This is a genomic window from Gemmatimonadota bacterium (assembly GCA_016704275.1).
Taxonomy (GTDB): Bacteria; Gemmatimonadota; Gemmatimonadetes; order Gemmatimonadales; family GWC2-71-9; genus Palsa-1233.
Window position 1 is genome coordinate 506,235 of the sequence record JADJAK010000002.1, and the last position, 15,203, is coordinate 521,437.

The 15,203-nt window shown below is 69.5% G+C and carries 14 protein-coding genes; 4 read left to right on the forward strand and 10 right to left on the reverse strand.

The window, feature by feature from the left end; translation table 11 throughout:
* The first annotated feature begins 159 nt into the window (after nt 1-159).
* From IPG05_06155 to IPG05_06170, 4 genes are read left to right on the forward strand one after another with little or no spacing between them, the layout of a single operon-like run.
* The gene (locus IPG05_06155; GenBank protein ID MBK6494668.1) at nt 160-1,599 is read left to right on the forward strand and encodes a hypothetical protein; all 1,440 of its coding nucleotides are present in this window, start codon (nt 160-162) and stop codon (nt 1,597-1,599) included.
* A gap of 57 nt (nt 1,600-1,656) precedes the next feature.
* On the forward strand, nt 1,657-2,772 hold the full coding sequence (locus IPG05_06160) for a beta-lactamase family protein (protein MBK6494669.1): 1,116 nt from the start codon (nt 1,657-1,659) through the stop codon (nt 2,770-2,772).
* 46 nt (nt 2,773-2,818) lie between these two features.
* On the forward strand, nt 2,819-4,843 hold the full coding sequence (locus IPG05_06165; protein ID MBK6494670.1) for a carbon starvation protein A: 2,025 nt from the start codon (nt 2,819-2,821) through the stop codon (nt 4,841-4,843).
* Nucleotides 4,843-5,019 carry a YbdD/YjiX family protein gene (locus IPG05_06170; GenBank protein MBK6494671.1) on the forward strand — a complete coding sequence of 59 codons (177 nt, stop codon included), beginning with the start codon at nt 4,843-4,845 and terminating at the stop codon, nt 5,017-5,019. Before IPG05_06165 ends, IPG05_06170 begins: the two co-directional genes overlap by 1 nt.
* A gap of 504 nt (nt 5,020-5,523) precedes the next feature.
* Here the strand turns inward: IPG05_06170 and IPG05_06175 are convergent.
* From IPG05_06175 to IPG05_06220, 10 genes are all read right to left on the reverse strand, one after another.
* The gene (locus IPG05_06175; protein ID MBK6494672.1) at nt 5,524-7,749 is read right to left on the reverse strand and encodes a glutamine synthetase III; all 2,226 of its coding nucleotides are present in this window, start codon (nt 7,747-7,749) and stop codon (nt 5,524-5,526) included.
* 89 nt (nt 7,750-7,838) lie between these two features.
* A complete protein-coding gene (locus tag IPG05_06180) occupies nt 7,839-8,987 on the reverse strand; it encodes an MFS transporter (protein MBK6494673.1) in 1,149 nt (382 codons plus the stop codon).
* Between the two features lie 19 nt (nt 8,988-9,006).
* Complete coding sequence (locus tag IPG05_06185; protein MBK6494674.1) at nt 9,007-10,425, reverse strand: hypothetical protein; 1,419 nt, start codon at nt 10,423-10,425, stop codon at nt 9,007-9,009.
* Nucleotides 10,422-11,402: an NTP transferase domain-containing protein gene (locus IPG05_06190; protein ID MBK6494675.1), complete on the reverse strand. Its 981-nt coding sequence runs from the start codon at nt 11,400-11,402 to the stop codon at nt 10,422-10,424. Before IPG05_06190 ends, IPG05_06185 begins: the two co-directional genes overlap by 4 nt.
* Nucleotides 11,403-11,406: 4 nt before the next feature.
* The gene (locus IPG05_06195; protein ID MBK6494676.1) at nt 11,407-11,763 is read right to left on the reverse strand and encodes a cupin; all 357 of its coding nucleotides are present in this window, start codon (nt 11,761-11,763) and stop codon (nt 11,407-11,409) included.
* Nucleotides 11,763-12,269: a 4Fe-4S dicluster domain-containing protein gene (locus IPG05_06200; protein ID MBK6494677.1), complete on the reverse strand. Its 507-nt coding sequence runs from the start codon at nt 12,267-12,269 to the stop codon at nt 11,763-11,765. The genes IPG05_06195 and IPG05_06200 overlap by 1 nt, the downstream gene beginning before the upstream one ends.
* A gap of 62 nt (nt 12,270-12,331) precedes the next feature.
* The gene (locus tag IPG05_06205) at nt 12,332-13,516 is read right to left on the reverse strand and encodes a hypothetical protein (GenBank protein MBK6494678.1); all 1,185 of its coding nucleotides are present in this window, start codon (nt 13,514-13,516) and stop codon (nt 12,332-12,334) included.
* Between the two features lie 83 nt (nt 13,517-13,599).
* Entirely contained in the window at nt 13,600-14,133 is a 534-nt protein-coding gene (gene atpH, locus IPG05_06210; GenBank protein MBK6494679.1) for an ATP synthase F1 subunit delta, read from the reverse strand.
* A complete protein-coding gene (gene atpF, locus IPG05_06215) occupies nt 14,130-14,672 on the reverse strand; it encodes a F0F1 ATP synthase subunit B (GenBank protein MBK6494680.1) in 543 nt (180 codons plus the stop codon). Before atpF ends, atpH begins: the two co-directional genes overlap by 4 nt.
* Entirely contained in the window at nt 14,669-14,953 is a 285-nt protein-coding gene (locus IPG05_06220; protein ID MBK6494681.1) for an ATP synthase F0 subunit C, read from the reverse strand. Before IPG05_06220 ends, atpF begins: the two co-directional genes overlap by 4 nt.
* Nucleotides 14,954-15,203: the final 250 nt, after the last annotated feature.

Genomic DNA, 15,203 nt, shown 5'->3' on the forward strand with positions numbered 1-15,203 from the left:
CCCGCGAGGACGCGACTCGCCCCACGGGGCGTTGAGACGGGACGTGAGAGGGGTGAGATCTCTGGCTGCACCAGTGACCAGTCACCAGTAACCAGTAACCCGGAACTGCGCCTTGGTCACTGGTCACTGGTCACTGGTCACCATCTCCCCTGAGGCGACATGTCGCGCGCATTCCTGCTCCTCAAGTTTCTCCTGGTCGGAATCCCGTTGACCGGCTCCGCCCAGATGCCTCGGCCTTCGCAGGACGCGGCCACCCTCCTCGACCGCACCATCGCCCGGATGGGTGGCGACTCGGCGCTCCGCGGCATCCGCTCGCTCCGGCTCGACATGATGACGCAGTGGGCGCGCACCACCTTCGCGAATCGCCCGTTTGCGGACCTTCCGTCCTACGAGCGGAATGTCGAGCTGCGCGACTACACCACCCGCGCCTGGCGCAACACACGCCAGTTCCTCGGCGGCGGACCCGCGACGGCGATCGTCGACGTGGTGCGCGACACCATTGCCGTGCGACTGATGCCAGCGGCGCCGAACGCCGCCCCGGCGTGGGGCCCGCTCAACCTCGCGTATGTCGACGAACGCCGCGAGCTCTTTGCCTTCGCGCCGGAGCGGTTGGTGCTCCAGTTGCGCCATGATCCCGCATTGCGCCAGTTGGCCGACACCACGATCGACGGCGCGGCGCACGCGCGGCTGCAGGCGACCGTCGATGGCTGGCCTGCGACGCTCTTCGTGCGGCGCAGCGACGCGCTGCCGGCCATGGTGCGCTTCCACGCCGACGAGATCGCCGACTTCGGCCTCGCACCGTGGGGGCGCCACGAGGTGGAGTTCTGGTACTCCGGGTGGCAGCGCATCGCGCCCGGCGTGCTGCTGCCGCGTCAGCGCGATGTGCGCCGGCTCGGCGTGCCCTACAAGCGGATGACCGTGCTGGCGATGGTCGCCAACGCCCCCGCCCCGGCCGACTCCTTCGCCATCAGCGATTCGCTCGCGCGGGCCTACCTCGCCACCGAACAGCGGCCGATGTGGCAGGTCGATCTCGCCTCGATGGGGAAGCTGGTGCGTGAGCGCTTCGCCACCACGCCGCCGATGCTGGGCACCCCGGGCGCGGTGCAGATCGGCGGAGCGTGGGTCCTGATGGAGACGGCACAGCACGAGGGCGCGGTCGGACTGGTCACCGCGTGGCTCGCGCAGGTCGCACCGGGTGTCCCGGTCGGCGCCGGCATCGCGACGATTCCGTCCCCCGCGAATGGCGGCGCGCGGTGGTTCACCGGCAAAGCGCAGCCGCTCTACGTGGCGCCTGGCGCGGCGCCGATCATCCGGCGCGTCACGGGGCGCGCCGCGTCCGGGACAGTCGTGACCACGCCGCGCTGGATTCGGGTCGGCAGCGACTCGCTCTGGCTCGAGCCGTTCACGGCGCCCGACCTCGTCGGCGCGATGGCGGTCTACTCGCCGACGCTCAAGTGGCTCTACCTCCCGGCGGCGGGCGCCCCGACGCACCAGGTCGAGCAGGCGGCGCTGATCGCACGGCTCGCGGCACGTGGCATGGCCGTGGAGTGGATCGGCTCCGCGAGAGGCCTCGTCACGGCGGTGTCGCCGGCGAAGTGAACCCGAGGGGTCGGGGTCGGGGAAACCCGGCCCCGACCATTGCCGTATCCTTGAGGCATGACTCCTCTCCTGCTCCTCGCGCTCGCCACGCTCGCCCCGCAGGACACGGTCGAGCGCACCCTGCAGGCCCGCCTCGACAGCTATCGCACCGCGACCGGTGTCCCCGGGGCGGTCCTGGGCGTCGCCTTCCCCGATGGCCGGGTCGTCGCCATCGCCAGCGGCATGGCCGACACCGCCCTGAAGCAGCCGATGCGCCCCGATGCACGACTGCTGATGGGGAGCGTCGGGAAGAGCTACGTCGCCGCCGTCGCGATGCAGCTGGTGCGCGAGGGAAAGCTCTCGCTCGATGCGCCGGTGAGCCGGTATGTGGGAGGACAGGGATGGTGGGACTCGGTCGCCAACGCGTCGAGCATCACCGTGCGGCAGCTGATGACGCACACGTCGGGAATTGTCCGCTACGAATTTCGCCCCGAGTTCACCGCAACGCTGACGTCCGACCCCGGCCGCGTCTGGGATCCGCGCGACCAGGTGCGCTACCTGCACGGCGCCACGCCACCGTTTGCCCCCGGTGCCGGGTGGGACTACTCCGACACCAACTACCTGGTGCTCGCGCTGGTGCTGGAGCGGATCACCGGGAAGCCGATCGACGACGAGATTCGCCGCCGCTTCCTGGTACCGATGAAGCTGACCAACACGCTCCCCTCGGATTCACGGACGCTTCCCGGCGTGGTGCAGGGGTATGCCGGTGCGCAGAATCCCTTCGGCGGCCGCGACGCGATGCTCGACGGCGGCGTGATGATCGTCAACCCGCAATTCGAGGGTGCCGGTGGAGGCTATGCCGCGAGCGCGGCCGATGCCGCCCGCTGGGGCGCAGCGTATTTCGGCGGCGCGATTCACGGCGACTCGCTGCTCGCCCAGGCGACGCATGGCACGCCGGCGCGGATGCTCGGCGCGGGCACGAACTACGGCCTCGGCATGATCCTCCGCGACAGCACCGCGGCGGGTCCGGTGCGAGGGCACAGCGGCTTCTTCCCGGGCTATCTCACGGAGTTGCGCTATTACCCTGCGTCGAAGATCACCGTCGTCCTGATGGTCAACGCGTCGGCCGTGCGGATGCGCCCGCCGATGGCGCGTTGGGTCGACGAGACGGTGGCGGCGCTGACGGCACGTTAGCGGCCGAGCCTCGCGCCACTCCGGAGCCCGCACTACCTTCACGGCCATGCCCAACATCCTCTGGATCGTCGCCGCCCTCGCCAGCGCGGCCGGGTGGGGTGCGATCGCCCTGCATCGCGGCGAGACCATCTCCGCCGCCTGGCTGCTGCTCGCGGCGATCGGCTCCTACCTGATCGCCTGGCGCTTCTACTCGCGCTTCCTCGCCGCGCGCGTTATGGCGCTCGACGATGCCCGGATCACGCCGGCGCACCGCCACGCCAACGGCCGCGACTTCGTGGTGACCACCAAGTGGGTGCTCTTCGGGCACCACTTCGCCGCGATCGCCGGCGCCGGCCCGCTGGTGGGGCCCGTCCTCGCCGCGCAATTCGGCTATCTCCCCGGCACCCTCTGGATCATCATCGGCGTGATCCTCGGCGGCGCGGTGCAGGACTTCGTGATCCTGGTCGGCTCGATGCGCCAGGACGGCAAGTCGCTCGGCCAGATGGCGAAGGAGGAGCTCGGCGCCACTACCGGCATCCTCGCGATGATCGCGATCCTCGCCATCATGGTGATCCTCCTCGCGGTGCTGGCGCTGGTCGTGGTGCGCGCGCTCGAGCATTCGCCGTGGGGCGTCTTCACCATCCTCTGCACCATCCCGATCGCCCTGATCATGGGCTTCTGGATGAAGGTCTGGCGGCCGGGGAAGACGGTCGAGGCGTCGGTCTTCGGCATCATCATGCTGATGGCCGCGCTGGTGGGCGGCCGCTACGTCGCCGCGTCGCCGACGCTGGCGCCGATGTTCACCGCCGACGGCCTCACCATCGGCTGGGGAATCATCGCCTACGGCTTCATCGCCTCGGTGATCCCGGTCTGGATGCTGCTCTGCCCCCGCGACTATCTCTCGACCTTCCTCAAGGTCGGCACCATCATCGCGCTGGCGCTCGGCATCCTGCTGACGTTGCCGGAGATCCGCCTCCCCGCGCTCACCCGCTTCACCGATGGCAGCGGGCCGATCTTCGCCGGGTCGCTCTTCCCGTTCTGCTTCATCACGATCGCCTGTGGCGCCATCTCCGGCTTCCACGCGCTGGTCGCGAGCGGCACCACGCCGAAGATGGTCGACCGCGAGACGGACACGCGCCTCATCGGCTACGGCGCGATGCTCACCGAGTCGTTCGTCGCGATCATGGCGCTGATCGCCGCGGCGTCGCTCGACCCGGCCGTCTACTTCGCGATGAATGCCCCGCTGCCGATCCTCGGCGGCAACATCGACGCCGCCATCGTGACCATTCGCGGCTGGGGATTCGTCCTCGAGCCCGGACAACTCGAGGCGCTCGCCGCCCAGATGGGCGAGGGTTCGCTGCTGGCCCGCACCGGCGGCGCGCCGTCACTGGCCGTGGGGATGGCGCAGGTCTTTGCCGGCGCGTTCGGTCCGTCGCTCACCGCGCTCTGGTACCACTTCGCCATCATGTTCGAGGCGCTCTTCATTCTGACCACCGTCGACACCGGCACCCGCGTCGGCCGCTTCATGGTGCAGGAACTCGCCGGTCACGTCTGGAAGCCGCTGGGCCGCACCTCGTGGTACCCCGCCTCCGTCCTGGCCTCGGCGGCGATCGTCGCCGCCTGGGGGTGGTTCCTCCTCCAGGGGGTGCAGGACCCGCTCGGCGGCATCAACGCCCTCTGGCCGCTCTTCGGCATCAGCAACCAGCTGCTCGCGGCGGTGGCGCTCACCGTCGCCACCACGCTGATCATCCGCAGCGGCCGCGCGCGGTACGCCTGGACCACCATCCTCCCGCTCTGCTGGGTGCTGCTGGTCACCACCACCGCCTCATGGCAGAAGCTCTTCCACACCGATCCGCGCATCGGCTTCCTGGCGCACGCCACCAAGCTCGCCACCGACGCCGCCAACGGGACGATGGTCCAGGCGACCGCGTCGCGGCTGATCCTCAACGACCGCATCAACGCCGTGCTCGTCGCGGCGTTCGTGCTGGTGACGTGGGCGGTGGTGGTGAGTGGGGTTCGAGTATGGACGAGGCGATCATCGATCATCGATGATCGATCATCGATGATCGATCACCAGGTGCCGGCGGCGTGATGAAGCTCGCGGGCCTCTTCACCGCCATGCGCCGGATCCTCGGCATGCCGGACTACGCGGCGTACTGCGCGCACGTGCGGGAGGCCCATCCCGGGGCGCCGATGCCGACGGAACGGGAGTATTTCGACGTCTACCTGAAGGCCAGATACGAGGGTGGACCGAATCGCTGCTGCTGAGTCGCGCGCCCGCTATGGGCGGCGCCGGTAGCGAAAGTCATAGCCCGACGGGGTCTGCCGAACTGGCGCAGCGGCGTCCAGGGCCCTCCCCGCGACCCCACCCCCCGCCCCACTGCTGCCTCCGGCCTGTTGAAGGCGTGGGGCTCCCCCCGCTGGCCGCACCCAGCAAGGGGGGGCGGCGCGCCCTACACCGCTCCAGGCGCAGCCTCACCCTGTTCAACGCGAAGGGGGTCAGCCCGCCGGCTGCCAGATCAGGATCCGACGACTGCCGGCCCGCGGCCGGCGGCTGGCCCCTCCCCAGGCAGGCCCCCACCACCCGGGACGCGAAGCGGGGGGGGGGGGGGGGGGGGGGGGGGGGGGGGGGGGGGGGGGGGGGGGGGGGGGGGGGGGACAATGTCAGAGCCGTGCATGATCCACAGCAAGCCAGAAGCGTGGCCCAGCGGGAAGATCTCTCCGCCGGGCCACGCTTCTCGCTTCTCGCTTCTCGCTTCTCGCTTCTCGTCCTTACTTCAAGAACAGCAGTTCCCGATACGTCGGCATCGGCCACAGCCCCGCGTCGACGTGCGTCTCCAGCGTGTCCACCGCCGTGCGGAGGTCGGCCATCGCCGGGCGGACCTTCACCTTGATCTGCTGCGCGTGCTTCATCGGGTCGGCGTCCTCGTGGGCGACGGCCGCATCAAGGGCGGCGAGCGAGGTGCGCAACTCCGAAACGAGGCCGGTGAACTGCTCCAGCGCCTCCACCGTGTCCTCGCAGTCGACGCCGGCGGCCTCGGTGGCCGTGGCCGCCTCGGCGATCAGCGTCTGGTGCTTCAACGCGGCCGGGAGGATCTGCGTCCGGGCGATCGACACCATCATCTCCGCCTCGATCGTCAGCTGCTTGACCCACTTCTCGACCGAGATGTGGTAGCGCGAGTCCACTTCGGCCTTGTTCAGCACGCCGTACTTCTTGAAGAGGTCGACCGTCTTCTTCGCCTTGAGGACCGGGAATGCCTCGACCGAATCGCGGAGGTGCGGCAGGCCGCGCTTCTCCGCCTCCTTGTGCCAGTCCTGCGAGTAGCCGTCGCCGTCGAAGACGATCCGCTTGTGCTCCTTGAGGACCTTCTTCAGGACGCCAAGCACCGCGGTCTGCAGCTTGGCCGGCGTCGGGTTGTTGCCGGCGGCCTTCTCGAGCTCGGTCGCCATGAAGTCGAGCGACTCCGCGGCAATGGCGTTGAAGACCATCGTCGGCCACGCCACCGAGGCGGTCGAGCCGACGGCGCGGAACTCGAACTTGTTGCCGGTGAAGGCGAAGGGCGAGGTGCGGTTGCGGTCGCCCGAGTGCCGCGGGATCTGCGGCAGCGACTTGGCCCCGAGGTCGATGGTGCCGCCCTTGATGGTGCGCTTCGGGAGGCCCTGCTCGACCTGCGCCAGGATGTCGGAGAGCATCTCGCCGAGGAAGATCGAGATGATCGCCGGCGGCGCCTCGTTGGCGCCGAGGCGGTGGTCGTTGCCGGCGGCCGCGATCGAGGCACGCAGCAGGTCGGCGTGGATGTCGACGCCGCGGATCACCGCGCAGAGGAAGACCAGGAACTGCATGTTGGTGTGCGTGTCATCCTGCGGATCGAGCAGGTTGACGCCGGTGTCCGTCGCGATCGACCAGTTGTTGTGCTTGCCGCTGCCGTTGACGCCGGCGAACGGCTTCTCATGCAGGATCGCCTTGAGGCCGTGACGCTCGGCGACGCGGCGCAGGATCTCCATCGTGACCATCTGGTGGTCGGACGCGATGTGCGACACCTCGAAGAGCGGCGCCAACTCATACTGCCCCGGCGCGACTTCGTTGTGGCGCGTCTTCACCGGCACGCCGACGCGGAACAGCTCCTCCTCGACCTCGGCCATGAACGCCAGCACACGGGCCGGAATCGCGCCGAAGTAGTGGTCCTCGAGCTGCTGCCCCTTCGGCGGCCGCGCCCCGAAGAGCGTGCGCTCGCAGGTCACCAGGTCGGGACGGCGGTAGAAGAGCTCCTTGTCGACCAGGAAGTACTCCTGCTCGGGGCCGAGGGTCGTCAGGACGCGCGAGACGCCGGTGTCGGAGCCGAAGAGGCGGAGGATCCGCATCGCCTGCTTCGAGAGCGCTTCCATCGAGCGGAGCAGCGGGATCTTGGTGTCCAGCGCCTCACCGGTCCACGAGACGAAGCCGGTCGGGATGCAGAGGGTGACCGCCTTGCCGTTCCGGTTCAGGAACGCCGGCGAGGTCGGATCCCACGCCGTGTAGCCGCGGGCCTCGAAGGTCCCGCGGAGGCCGCCCGACGGGAACGACGACGCGTCCGGCTCGGACTGCGTCAGGTCGGCCCCGGAGAAGTTGTAGATCACGCCACCCATGCCGTCGGGCGACACCAGCGAGTCATGCTTCTCGGCGGTGAGGCCGGTCAGCGGCTGGAACCAGTGCGTGAAGTGGGTCGCTCCGCGCTCGACCGCCCAGTCCTTCATCGAGGCGGCGACGATGTCGGCCACCTGCGGGTCGAGCGGCTCGCCCTGATCGATGGTCCGGAGCAACGACTTGTAGACGGCCTTCGGGAGCCGCTTCTGCATCACCGACTTCGAGAAGGTGTCCACCCCGAACAGGGCGTCGACACGGTCGTTGGGCGAGATGTCCGTCACGGGGAATCCTGGCGCGAGAGGGTGAGGCTGGGTGGCACACTCGGCCACCACGAATGGGGCCAAGCTAACCGATGCGCGCCTTGGTGCAAGCATCATTGCACGTCTTACGAAATGTCAAAAAATGAGCATACGAGCGGCATTGCGCGAGGCACGGCCGCTGATCGGAGATTTCGTTGTATGGCTTATTTGTTTTGCGGAGCCGTGACCAACCACCAGCCGATCGTCGCCGCGACCCCCGCCACCGCCGAGAGCCAGAGCGCGGCGGCGGTCCCTTGGGCGTCGACCACCATGCCGAAGAGGAGCGCGGCCGCGAGCGACGTGACGCCGGTCACCGCCTGCGCCTGACCGAAGGCGCTCCCCGCTCCCTTGGGCGCCAGCCGGGCGACGGTGCTCTTCTCGGCGGGCTCGCCGATCCCGGTCACCAGCCCGAAGGCGAGGAAGACCGCCATCATCGCGACCGGCGTCCGCGCCTCCCCCAGCGCCCAGGCGCCGAGCGCGGCGAGCGAGCCGGAGAGGACCACCACGCCGCGTTCGCCGACCCGGTCCACCAGCCACCCCGCCGGATACGCCGAGGCGCTCCGGACCACGTGCAGCCCGGCCCACGCGAGCGGAATCAGCGCCAGCGCGACGCCGTGCTGCTGCAGGTGGAGCAGCAGGAGCGTCTCGGGGAGGCGGCTCACGACCAGCAGAGTGAGCGCGAGGATCGGTGGCCAGAACGCGGCCGTGGCGGCGCGCTCGGCGGACCCGCTCACCGGCGGCGCCAACGGTGCCTCGGCAACGGGCGCCTCCCGGCCACGCAGCGTCCACCAGAGCATCAGGATCGCGAGCACTCCGGGTACCACACTCCAACCGATGACCGCGCGCGGCGTCAGCCCGGCGTACTGCAGCAACGCCCACCCGAGCAACGATCCCACCACCGCGCCGCCATGGTCAAACGCACGATGAAAACCGAAGGCGCGCCCGCGTTGCGCAGCCGGCACCGCCTCGGCCAGCATCGCATCTCGGCCCGGCGACCGCAGCCCCTTGCCGACCCGATCGGTCATCCGGAGGCCGATCACCATGCCGACTGAACTCGCGACCGCGATCAGCGCACGTGCCGCCGCGGCGATGCCGTACCCGCCGAGCACCAGCAACGGCCTGCGCTCGCGACGGTCCGCGAGCTTCCCCGCCGGGAGGCGGAGCAGCGCGGCGGTCAGGTCCGCGAGACCATCGAGGGCGGCGAGGGAGGTGGCCGACCCGCCCAGTGTGGTGACGATGAGGGCGGGAAGGAGCGGGTAGACCATTTCACTCGAGGCGTCGTTGAGCCCCGAGACCAGCGAAAGCCCGCGCACGCGGCGCGGGAGTGGTGCGTCAGTCCTGGCCAAGCGCCCAGCGGGCGAGCCGCACCGGGAGGCCGCCACCCTGCAGCGCGCGCCCGATGAAGGCGACCGGATCGCCGCCCTGTTCGGCGTACCACGACTGCCACGCCTCGTGCGAGAGCGCGGCGGCCAGCGCCTCGAGCGGCTGCGACGAGACCTCCTGCACCACGAGGCGCGCCTCCACCTCGGAGAGCCCGGTCACCTCGCGCACGAACGCGGTGGCGGTTTCGCGATCCATCCGCCGCGCCTGCAACTGGAGATCGACCTCTGCCGCTGCGCTCTCGATCAGCGCGCGGTGGCACATCATCAACTGCTGCTCCTCACTGCCACCGACGATCGTGGTGCGGACCAGCGCCGAGACGGTGCGCCCCCATCCCATCGCGAGGCCAGGCGCGACCAGCACTCGCCGAATGACGCTCGACAGTTCGCCGCGCGCTGCCTCCTGCATCAGCTCGGCATGCGCGCGGATCGCCTCGCCACCAAGCGCATGGCGATCGAAGGCGTCTACTGGATCCTCGGTGCACGGCGCGTCCGTCGCGGGAAGCCCGAGCGTGACCAGCTCGCCACGCACCCGCTCCCAGGTATCGGTCCACTCGGTCGGGAGTTCCTCGAAGTCGATCTCCCCGTTCTCTTGCAACTCGGTGACGAGCGCGAGCGGATCTTCGGAGCCCAGCACCAGGGCGACGGCGTGCAGCGACCGCTCGACGCCGGCACGGCGCAGTTCGAGAATGCGGAGGGTGCCGCGGATGCCCACCGGCTCGTGCGTGAGCATCGCGAGGCGGCGCTCCAGCGCGTCCTCGCCGAGTCCCGGCTCGCCACCACGCGGCGCCTCGACCTCCAGCCAGCGACGATGCTCGGCCAATGCCACCAGCGCGGGCTGGACGGCGATGTCATCGAGGTACTCCGACGCCTCGTCGAGCAAGTCCTCGAGCTGGGCCACGAGTGCCAGCGCGTCGCCGGCGGTCTGATCGGGGATCGGGCGCGTGTCGGCTTGGACGCCACCGAGAAATTCCGGCAACGCCGCGATCCGGCCGCGCAGCGCAGCTTCCGCTTCGGCGTTGAAGCCCTCGTCCATCAGCACGGCGAGCGCGTCGACGGCGTGACGCAGCGGAAGGGTCGGGTCGGCGGCCTCGGCCTGGGTCACCGCCTCGAGGGCAAGGATGTCATCACGAATGGTGTCGAGCAGCGCGGTGCGATCGACCTCGTCGTCGAGCGCCTCCACATCCTCGAGGTCCTCGATGGCGTGTGCGATACTGCGGAGCGCGGCGGCCTGCGCCACCAACCATGGCGCGTCGAAGCGACCGAGGCGCTGCTGGGTCTCGGCGGGGGCACCGTCGGGATGGCGCATCGGATCGAGGTGGCGTGCCAGGTCGAGGTACGACGCGAGCAGGGCGGTCAAGTCAGCCGTCATGCGCCGTGCACCTCGGTATGCGCCCCGAAGCTGCCGGAGCCGGTGAAGCCGATGACCTTGGCCTTCTCGCCCAGCATCACCTGGTCGAGCGTGCTCCGCTCGATGGTGCACCCCGGGCCGACGATGGCATTGGCCAGGGTGGAATCGCGCACCGTCGTGCCGGCCTCGAGCGTCACGTTGGGCCCGATGGTGCAGCGCTCCAGCGTGCAGCCGGGCTCGATCAGCACCGGCTCGACGATCCGCACGTCGGCGCCGACCGGGCCGTGCTTCGCCGCGCCCTGCGCGAGGAGGATGCCGTTGGTCTCGATGGTGGTCTCGAGCTGGCCGCAGTCGTACCAACCGCCGACTTCGGCGGTGCGGATCTTCTTGCCGTGCTCGATCATGTGCTGGAACGCGTCGGTCAGGTAGTACTCGCCCTTGTTCGCCGGTGCGGCAAGGACTGCGTCGATCCCGGCCCAGAGCGCCTCGACATCGCGAATGAAGTAGAGGCCGATGTTGGCGAGCTTCGAGATCGGCTCGCTCGGCTTCTCGACGATCTTCGTCATGTAGCCGTCGGCATCGGTCACCACCACGCCGAAGCGCTGGTAGTCCTCGACTTCCTTGGCCCAGATGATCCCGTCGGCGTCCACCGTCTCCGCCAGCGAGAGGTCAGCCTCGAAGACGGTGTCGACGAAGATGATCATCACCGGGCCGTGGATGAACGGCCGCGCGAGGTTGATCGCCCCGGCCGTGCCGTCCTGGACCTTCTGCTCGATGAAGCGCGAGGGGATGGCATAGCTGCTCCGCGCGTGCGCCTCGACCTGGTCCTTGAGGTGCCCCGTGATGAAGATGAGCTCCTCGACGTCGAGGCCGACGAGCTTGTCCATCACCCAGTCCATGACCGGGCGGCCGGCGACCTTCAGCATCGGCTTCGGAATGAGGTGCGTGTGCGGCCGGAGCCGAGTGCCCTTCCCTGCGGTCGGAATGATCACCTGCATCGCGTCAGCCTCGTCCGTAGCGGTCGTTGATGCGTACCAGGTCGTCGAGCTCCGGCGTGGAGGCCTCGAGCACGTCGCTGTCGACGACGGCTTCGATCTGGTGAATGGTGAGCGCGGGGATGTGCACCGAGTCGCCGGCGCGGAACGGCCGCTCGACCGGCTCCGCCCCCTCGTGCGGCCAGGTCCGGAGAATCAGCTCCCCGGAGAAGACGTGCATCGTCTCGTCCTTCTTGTGATGGTACTGGCAGGAGAGAATGTGCCCCGCCTTCACGTGGAGCACCTTGCCCACGTACCGGTCGGTGTGCGCCCAGATGAGCTCGTGGCCCCATGGTTTCTCGACCCGCCGCGGCACTTCGGCCATCACGACCCCTGCATGTGGAAGGTGAACGACGATGGGACGGTGATGCAGTCGCGGACGCAGACGCCGCAGGCGACGCAGCCCTCGACCTTGAGCACGGGGCGGCCGTCCTCGTCGAGCGAGAGCGCCCGTTCCCCGACAGGGCAACTGCGGACGCAGACCCCGCATTCCTTTCCTTCAAACGTAATGCAGCGATCGGGATGAAACTCAATCCAGCCGAGCCGTTGGCCCTCCCACCCGTTCGGCGGAACCGTCAGCGCATCGGTCGGGCAGGCGACCGCGCACGGCATGTCGGGGCAGGCGATGCAGGGGATCCGCGCCGGCTCGAGATAGGGCGTGGCCGCGGCGAGTCCGCCGCTGGACGGCACATGCAGGATCGACCCGGCCGGGCACGCGGCAGCGCAGGCGCCGCATCGGGTGCACGCCGTGAGGAAGCCGACCTCGCCGAGGGCACCGGGCGGCCGGACATAGCGCTTCTGGACGATCCGCTCTTCCGTGGCCTTGGCCACTTGCTCCATGGCGTTGCCGAGGGCGCGCCGGAAGAAGGAGCGACGGTCGCCGCCAAAGTCGGTCATCGGATCACCGGGGCGATGCCGATGAGCCAGCGCTTCGCGGAGACGCGGTCCATCGGCTCGGACGCGGCCCAGGGCGAGTCGTTGACGTAGAACGGCAATTCGAGCCGGCTGGTGAACTCCATCCCGAAGAGTCGGTGCGTGAGCCGCAGCCCGGCGCCGGCATCGACCAACATGCGGCGCACCGGAAGCAGCAGCGCCAGCGAGGTCCCATCGCCCCCGGGGCCGCGCTCGCCGCCGAGACGCGCGGCATCGCCGAAGGCGACGAGCGCGACGCGCGAAAGGAGCGGCGTCCTCGGCTGCGCGATGGTGGCCACCACTTCGACATTGACCGAGGTGAGGTGGTTGGTCGAGAGTGATGGCGCAAAGCCGCGGAGGTTGCCGCCGCCCGCCTCGTGCCAGTGTCCCGCCATCTCGCCGCGCACCAGCGGCGCACCGTCGGCGCGGAGGAACGGGTTCGCGAGCTGCTCATACGGGTCGGCGCCGGCGACGAACAACCGTCGTTGCGGCAGGAGCGGATCGGCGCTGAACAACGACGCATGGGCGCCGCGCATCGCCAGCTCGACGCGACTCGACAGCGTGCGACGCGCAATCGCCTCGAGCGCGAGCTTGCCCCACGGCTGGAGGTCGTAGCGCGTGCGCGTGGTGATGCCGTCGCCCGGGCGGCGATACTCGATGCCACCGGTGACGGTGCCGCGCGCGCGGGTCTGCCACGCGCCGATGGTGCCATGGCGTTCGATCCAGACGGGAATTTCGACGGTGCCGCCGACCTCCCACGTCGGTCCCGCCACGAAGCGATCGTCGTGCACCGCGACCCAGCGGAGTGCGGCCCCGACGCGGTCGCGCTGCGCGATGCTGATGGAGGCGCCGCTCCGCCCGTCGAGCCGGAAGAGGTCGATCCGCTGCGTGACGTCGAGCCGCTGAATCCGGAACGGATTCTCCAGCGTCAGCGACGCCTGCAGCGTCTTCACCGTCGTGTCGCGGGGCGAGAGGAGCCCGGTCGACCAGCCGAGGCGCAGGGTATGCCGATCACCGTGTTCCGTCAGCGGCGTGCGGAGTCGGACGCCGAGGGTGAGGCCGCCGGCGTCGTTGTACCAGGCATCCGGAAACGGCCGCTGCGCCCCGAGGGTGGCAGGCGCGCAGAGGGCGGCAATCAGCAGGCATCGCGTGGTCAGGATGGTCATGGGATGACCCGAAGGATACCCGGAAACGAGCGACGCCGCACCAGTGCTGCGTGCGGCGTCGCGGGTCCGTCCAACCGCGGAATTCAGCGGCTGATGAGCTTGTTGCGCAGCATCGCGAGGCGCTTCCGCACCGAGCCGTCGTAGACACGATCGCCGATCTTCACGACCACGCCACCGAGCAGCGACGGGTCGACCGCGAAGCCTGCAATCACGTCCTTGCCGATCGCCGTCTTCAGCCGCTCCACCAGCACCTGCCGGGTGAGGGCATCGACGTCGCGCGCCAGGGTGACCCCGGCCCGCACGCGATTGAGTTGCACGTCCACCAGCGTCCGGTACTCGTCGGCGATCTGGGGCAACAGCATCTGCCGGCCGCGCTTGACCACCGCGGCGAGGAAGAGGATGAACGGCGACGGGGCGCCCTGGAGGGCCAGTCGGATGATCTCGACCTTCTTCTCCTTGGTGACGCGCGGCGACATCATCACCGCCTCGATCGACGGGGTACCCAGTGCCGCGGTCGCCTCGTCCATCAGGGTGCCCCACGCCTCCGGAGCCCCCGCGTGCTTCGCCAGCGACAGCAGCGTCTCGGCGTAGTTGCGGGCGATGGTGACTTCCCTCACGCCGACTTCCCGATCGACCCGAGGTATTCCTCGACCAGCTTGCGATCGGCGGCGCTGTCGAGCGACTGCCCGACGACCTTGCCGGCGGCCGCAATCGCCAGATCCACCGCCTCACGACGGAGCTCGGCGACGGCACGGCCCTTCTCCGCCTCGATCTCGCGACGGGCACGCGCCAGCATCTCATCCTGCTCGGCACGGGTCTTCTCGACGGCAAGCGTGCGCTCGCGCTCGGCCGCCTGACGCGCTTCGGCCAGCATCGCCGTCGCCTCGCCACGCGAGCCCGCCAGCAGTTGACGCTGTTCCTCGAGCGCCGCCTGGGCTTCGGCATGCATCTGCTTCGCCTCGGCGAGCTGCAGCCGGATGGTCTCCTCGCGGTCGGCCGTCGCGCGGACGATCACCGGGAAGAGCTTCTTCGCGAGGATGAACAACACCACCGCGAAGACCACCACCGTCCACACCGCAAGCGCCGGGGTCGGCTGGAAGGGGCCAGGAAGCCCCTCCCCACCTTCCGTGCTGAGGAGCAGCATCGGGATGATCACTTAATGACCTTGAAGAGCAGGGCGAAGACGAGCGCGATGATCGTGGCGCCTTCGAGGAGGACGGCGATCAGCAGGCCCGCGCCGCGGATCTCGCCCGCCGCTTCCGGCTGCCGCGCGATCCCTTCGGCCACCTGGCCACCGATCCGGCCGAGGCCGAGACCCGCGCCGAGGATGGCGAGGCCGATCGCGATGCCGGCGCCGAGCTGACCATAGCCCGCGCCGATCAACTTCGCCGCCGCTTCCGACATCTCACCAGTCTGCATCAGGAGGTTCATCATCATTTTGGTAGTCCGTAAAGCCAGGGAAGATGAGTCAAGGATCTGCATCGCGCGCCAGCCATCTCGTCTCTTCCGGAACGAGCGGCCATACGATGGAGGTCAACGGGCCGAGGCCCAACCTCCTGGGCGGTGACGGTCACCGCCTCGAAGCCGGAACTCCTGGATGCACGGAGAGCCGGGGTGGAACAGGTCGTAAGTCGTAAGTCATAGGTCGTACGTCTTCGGTCTTAGGTCGTAGGTCCTTCGACTTCGT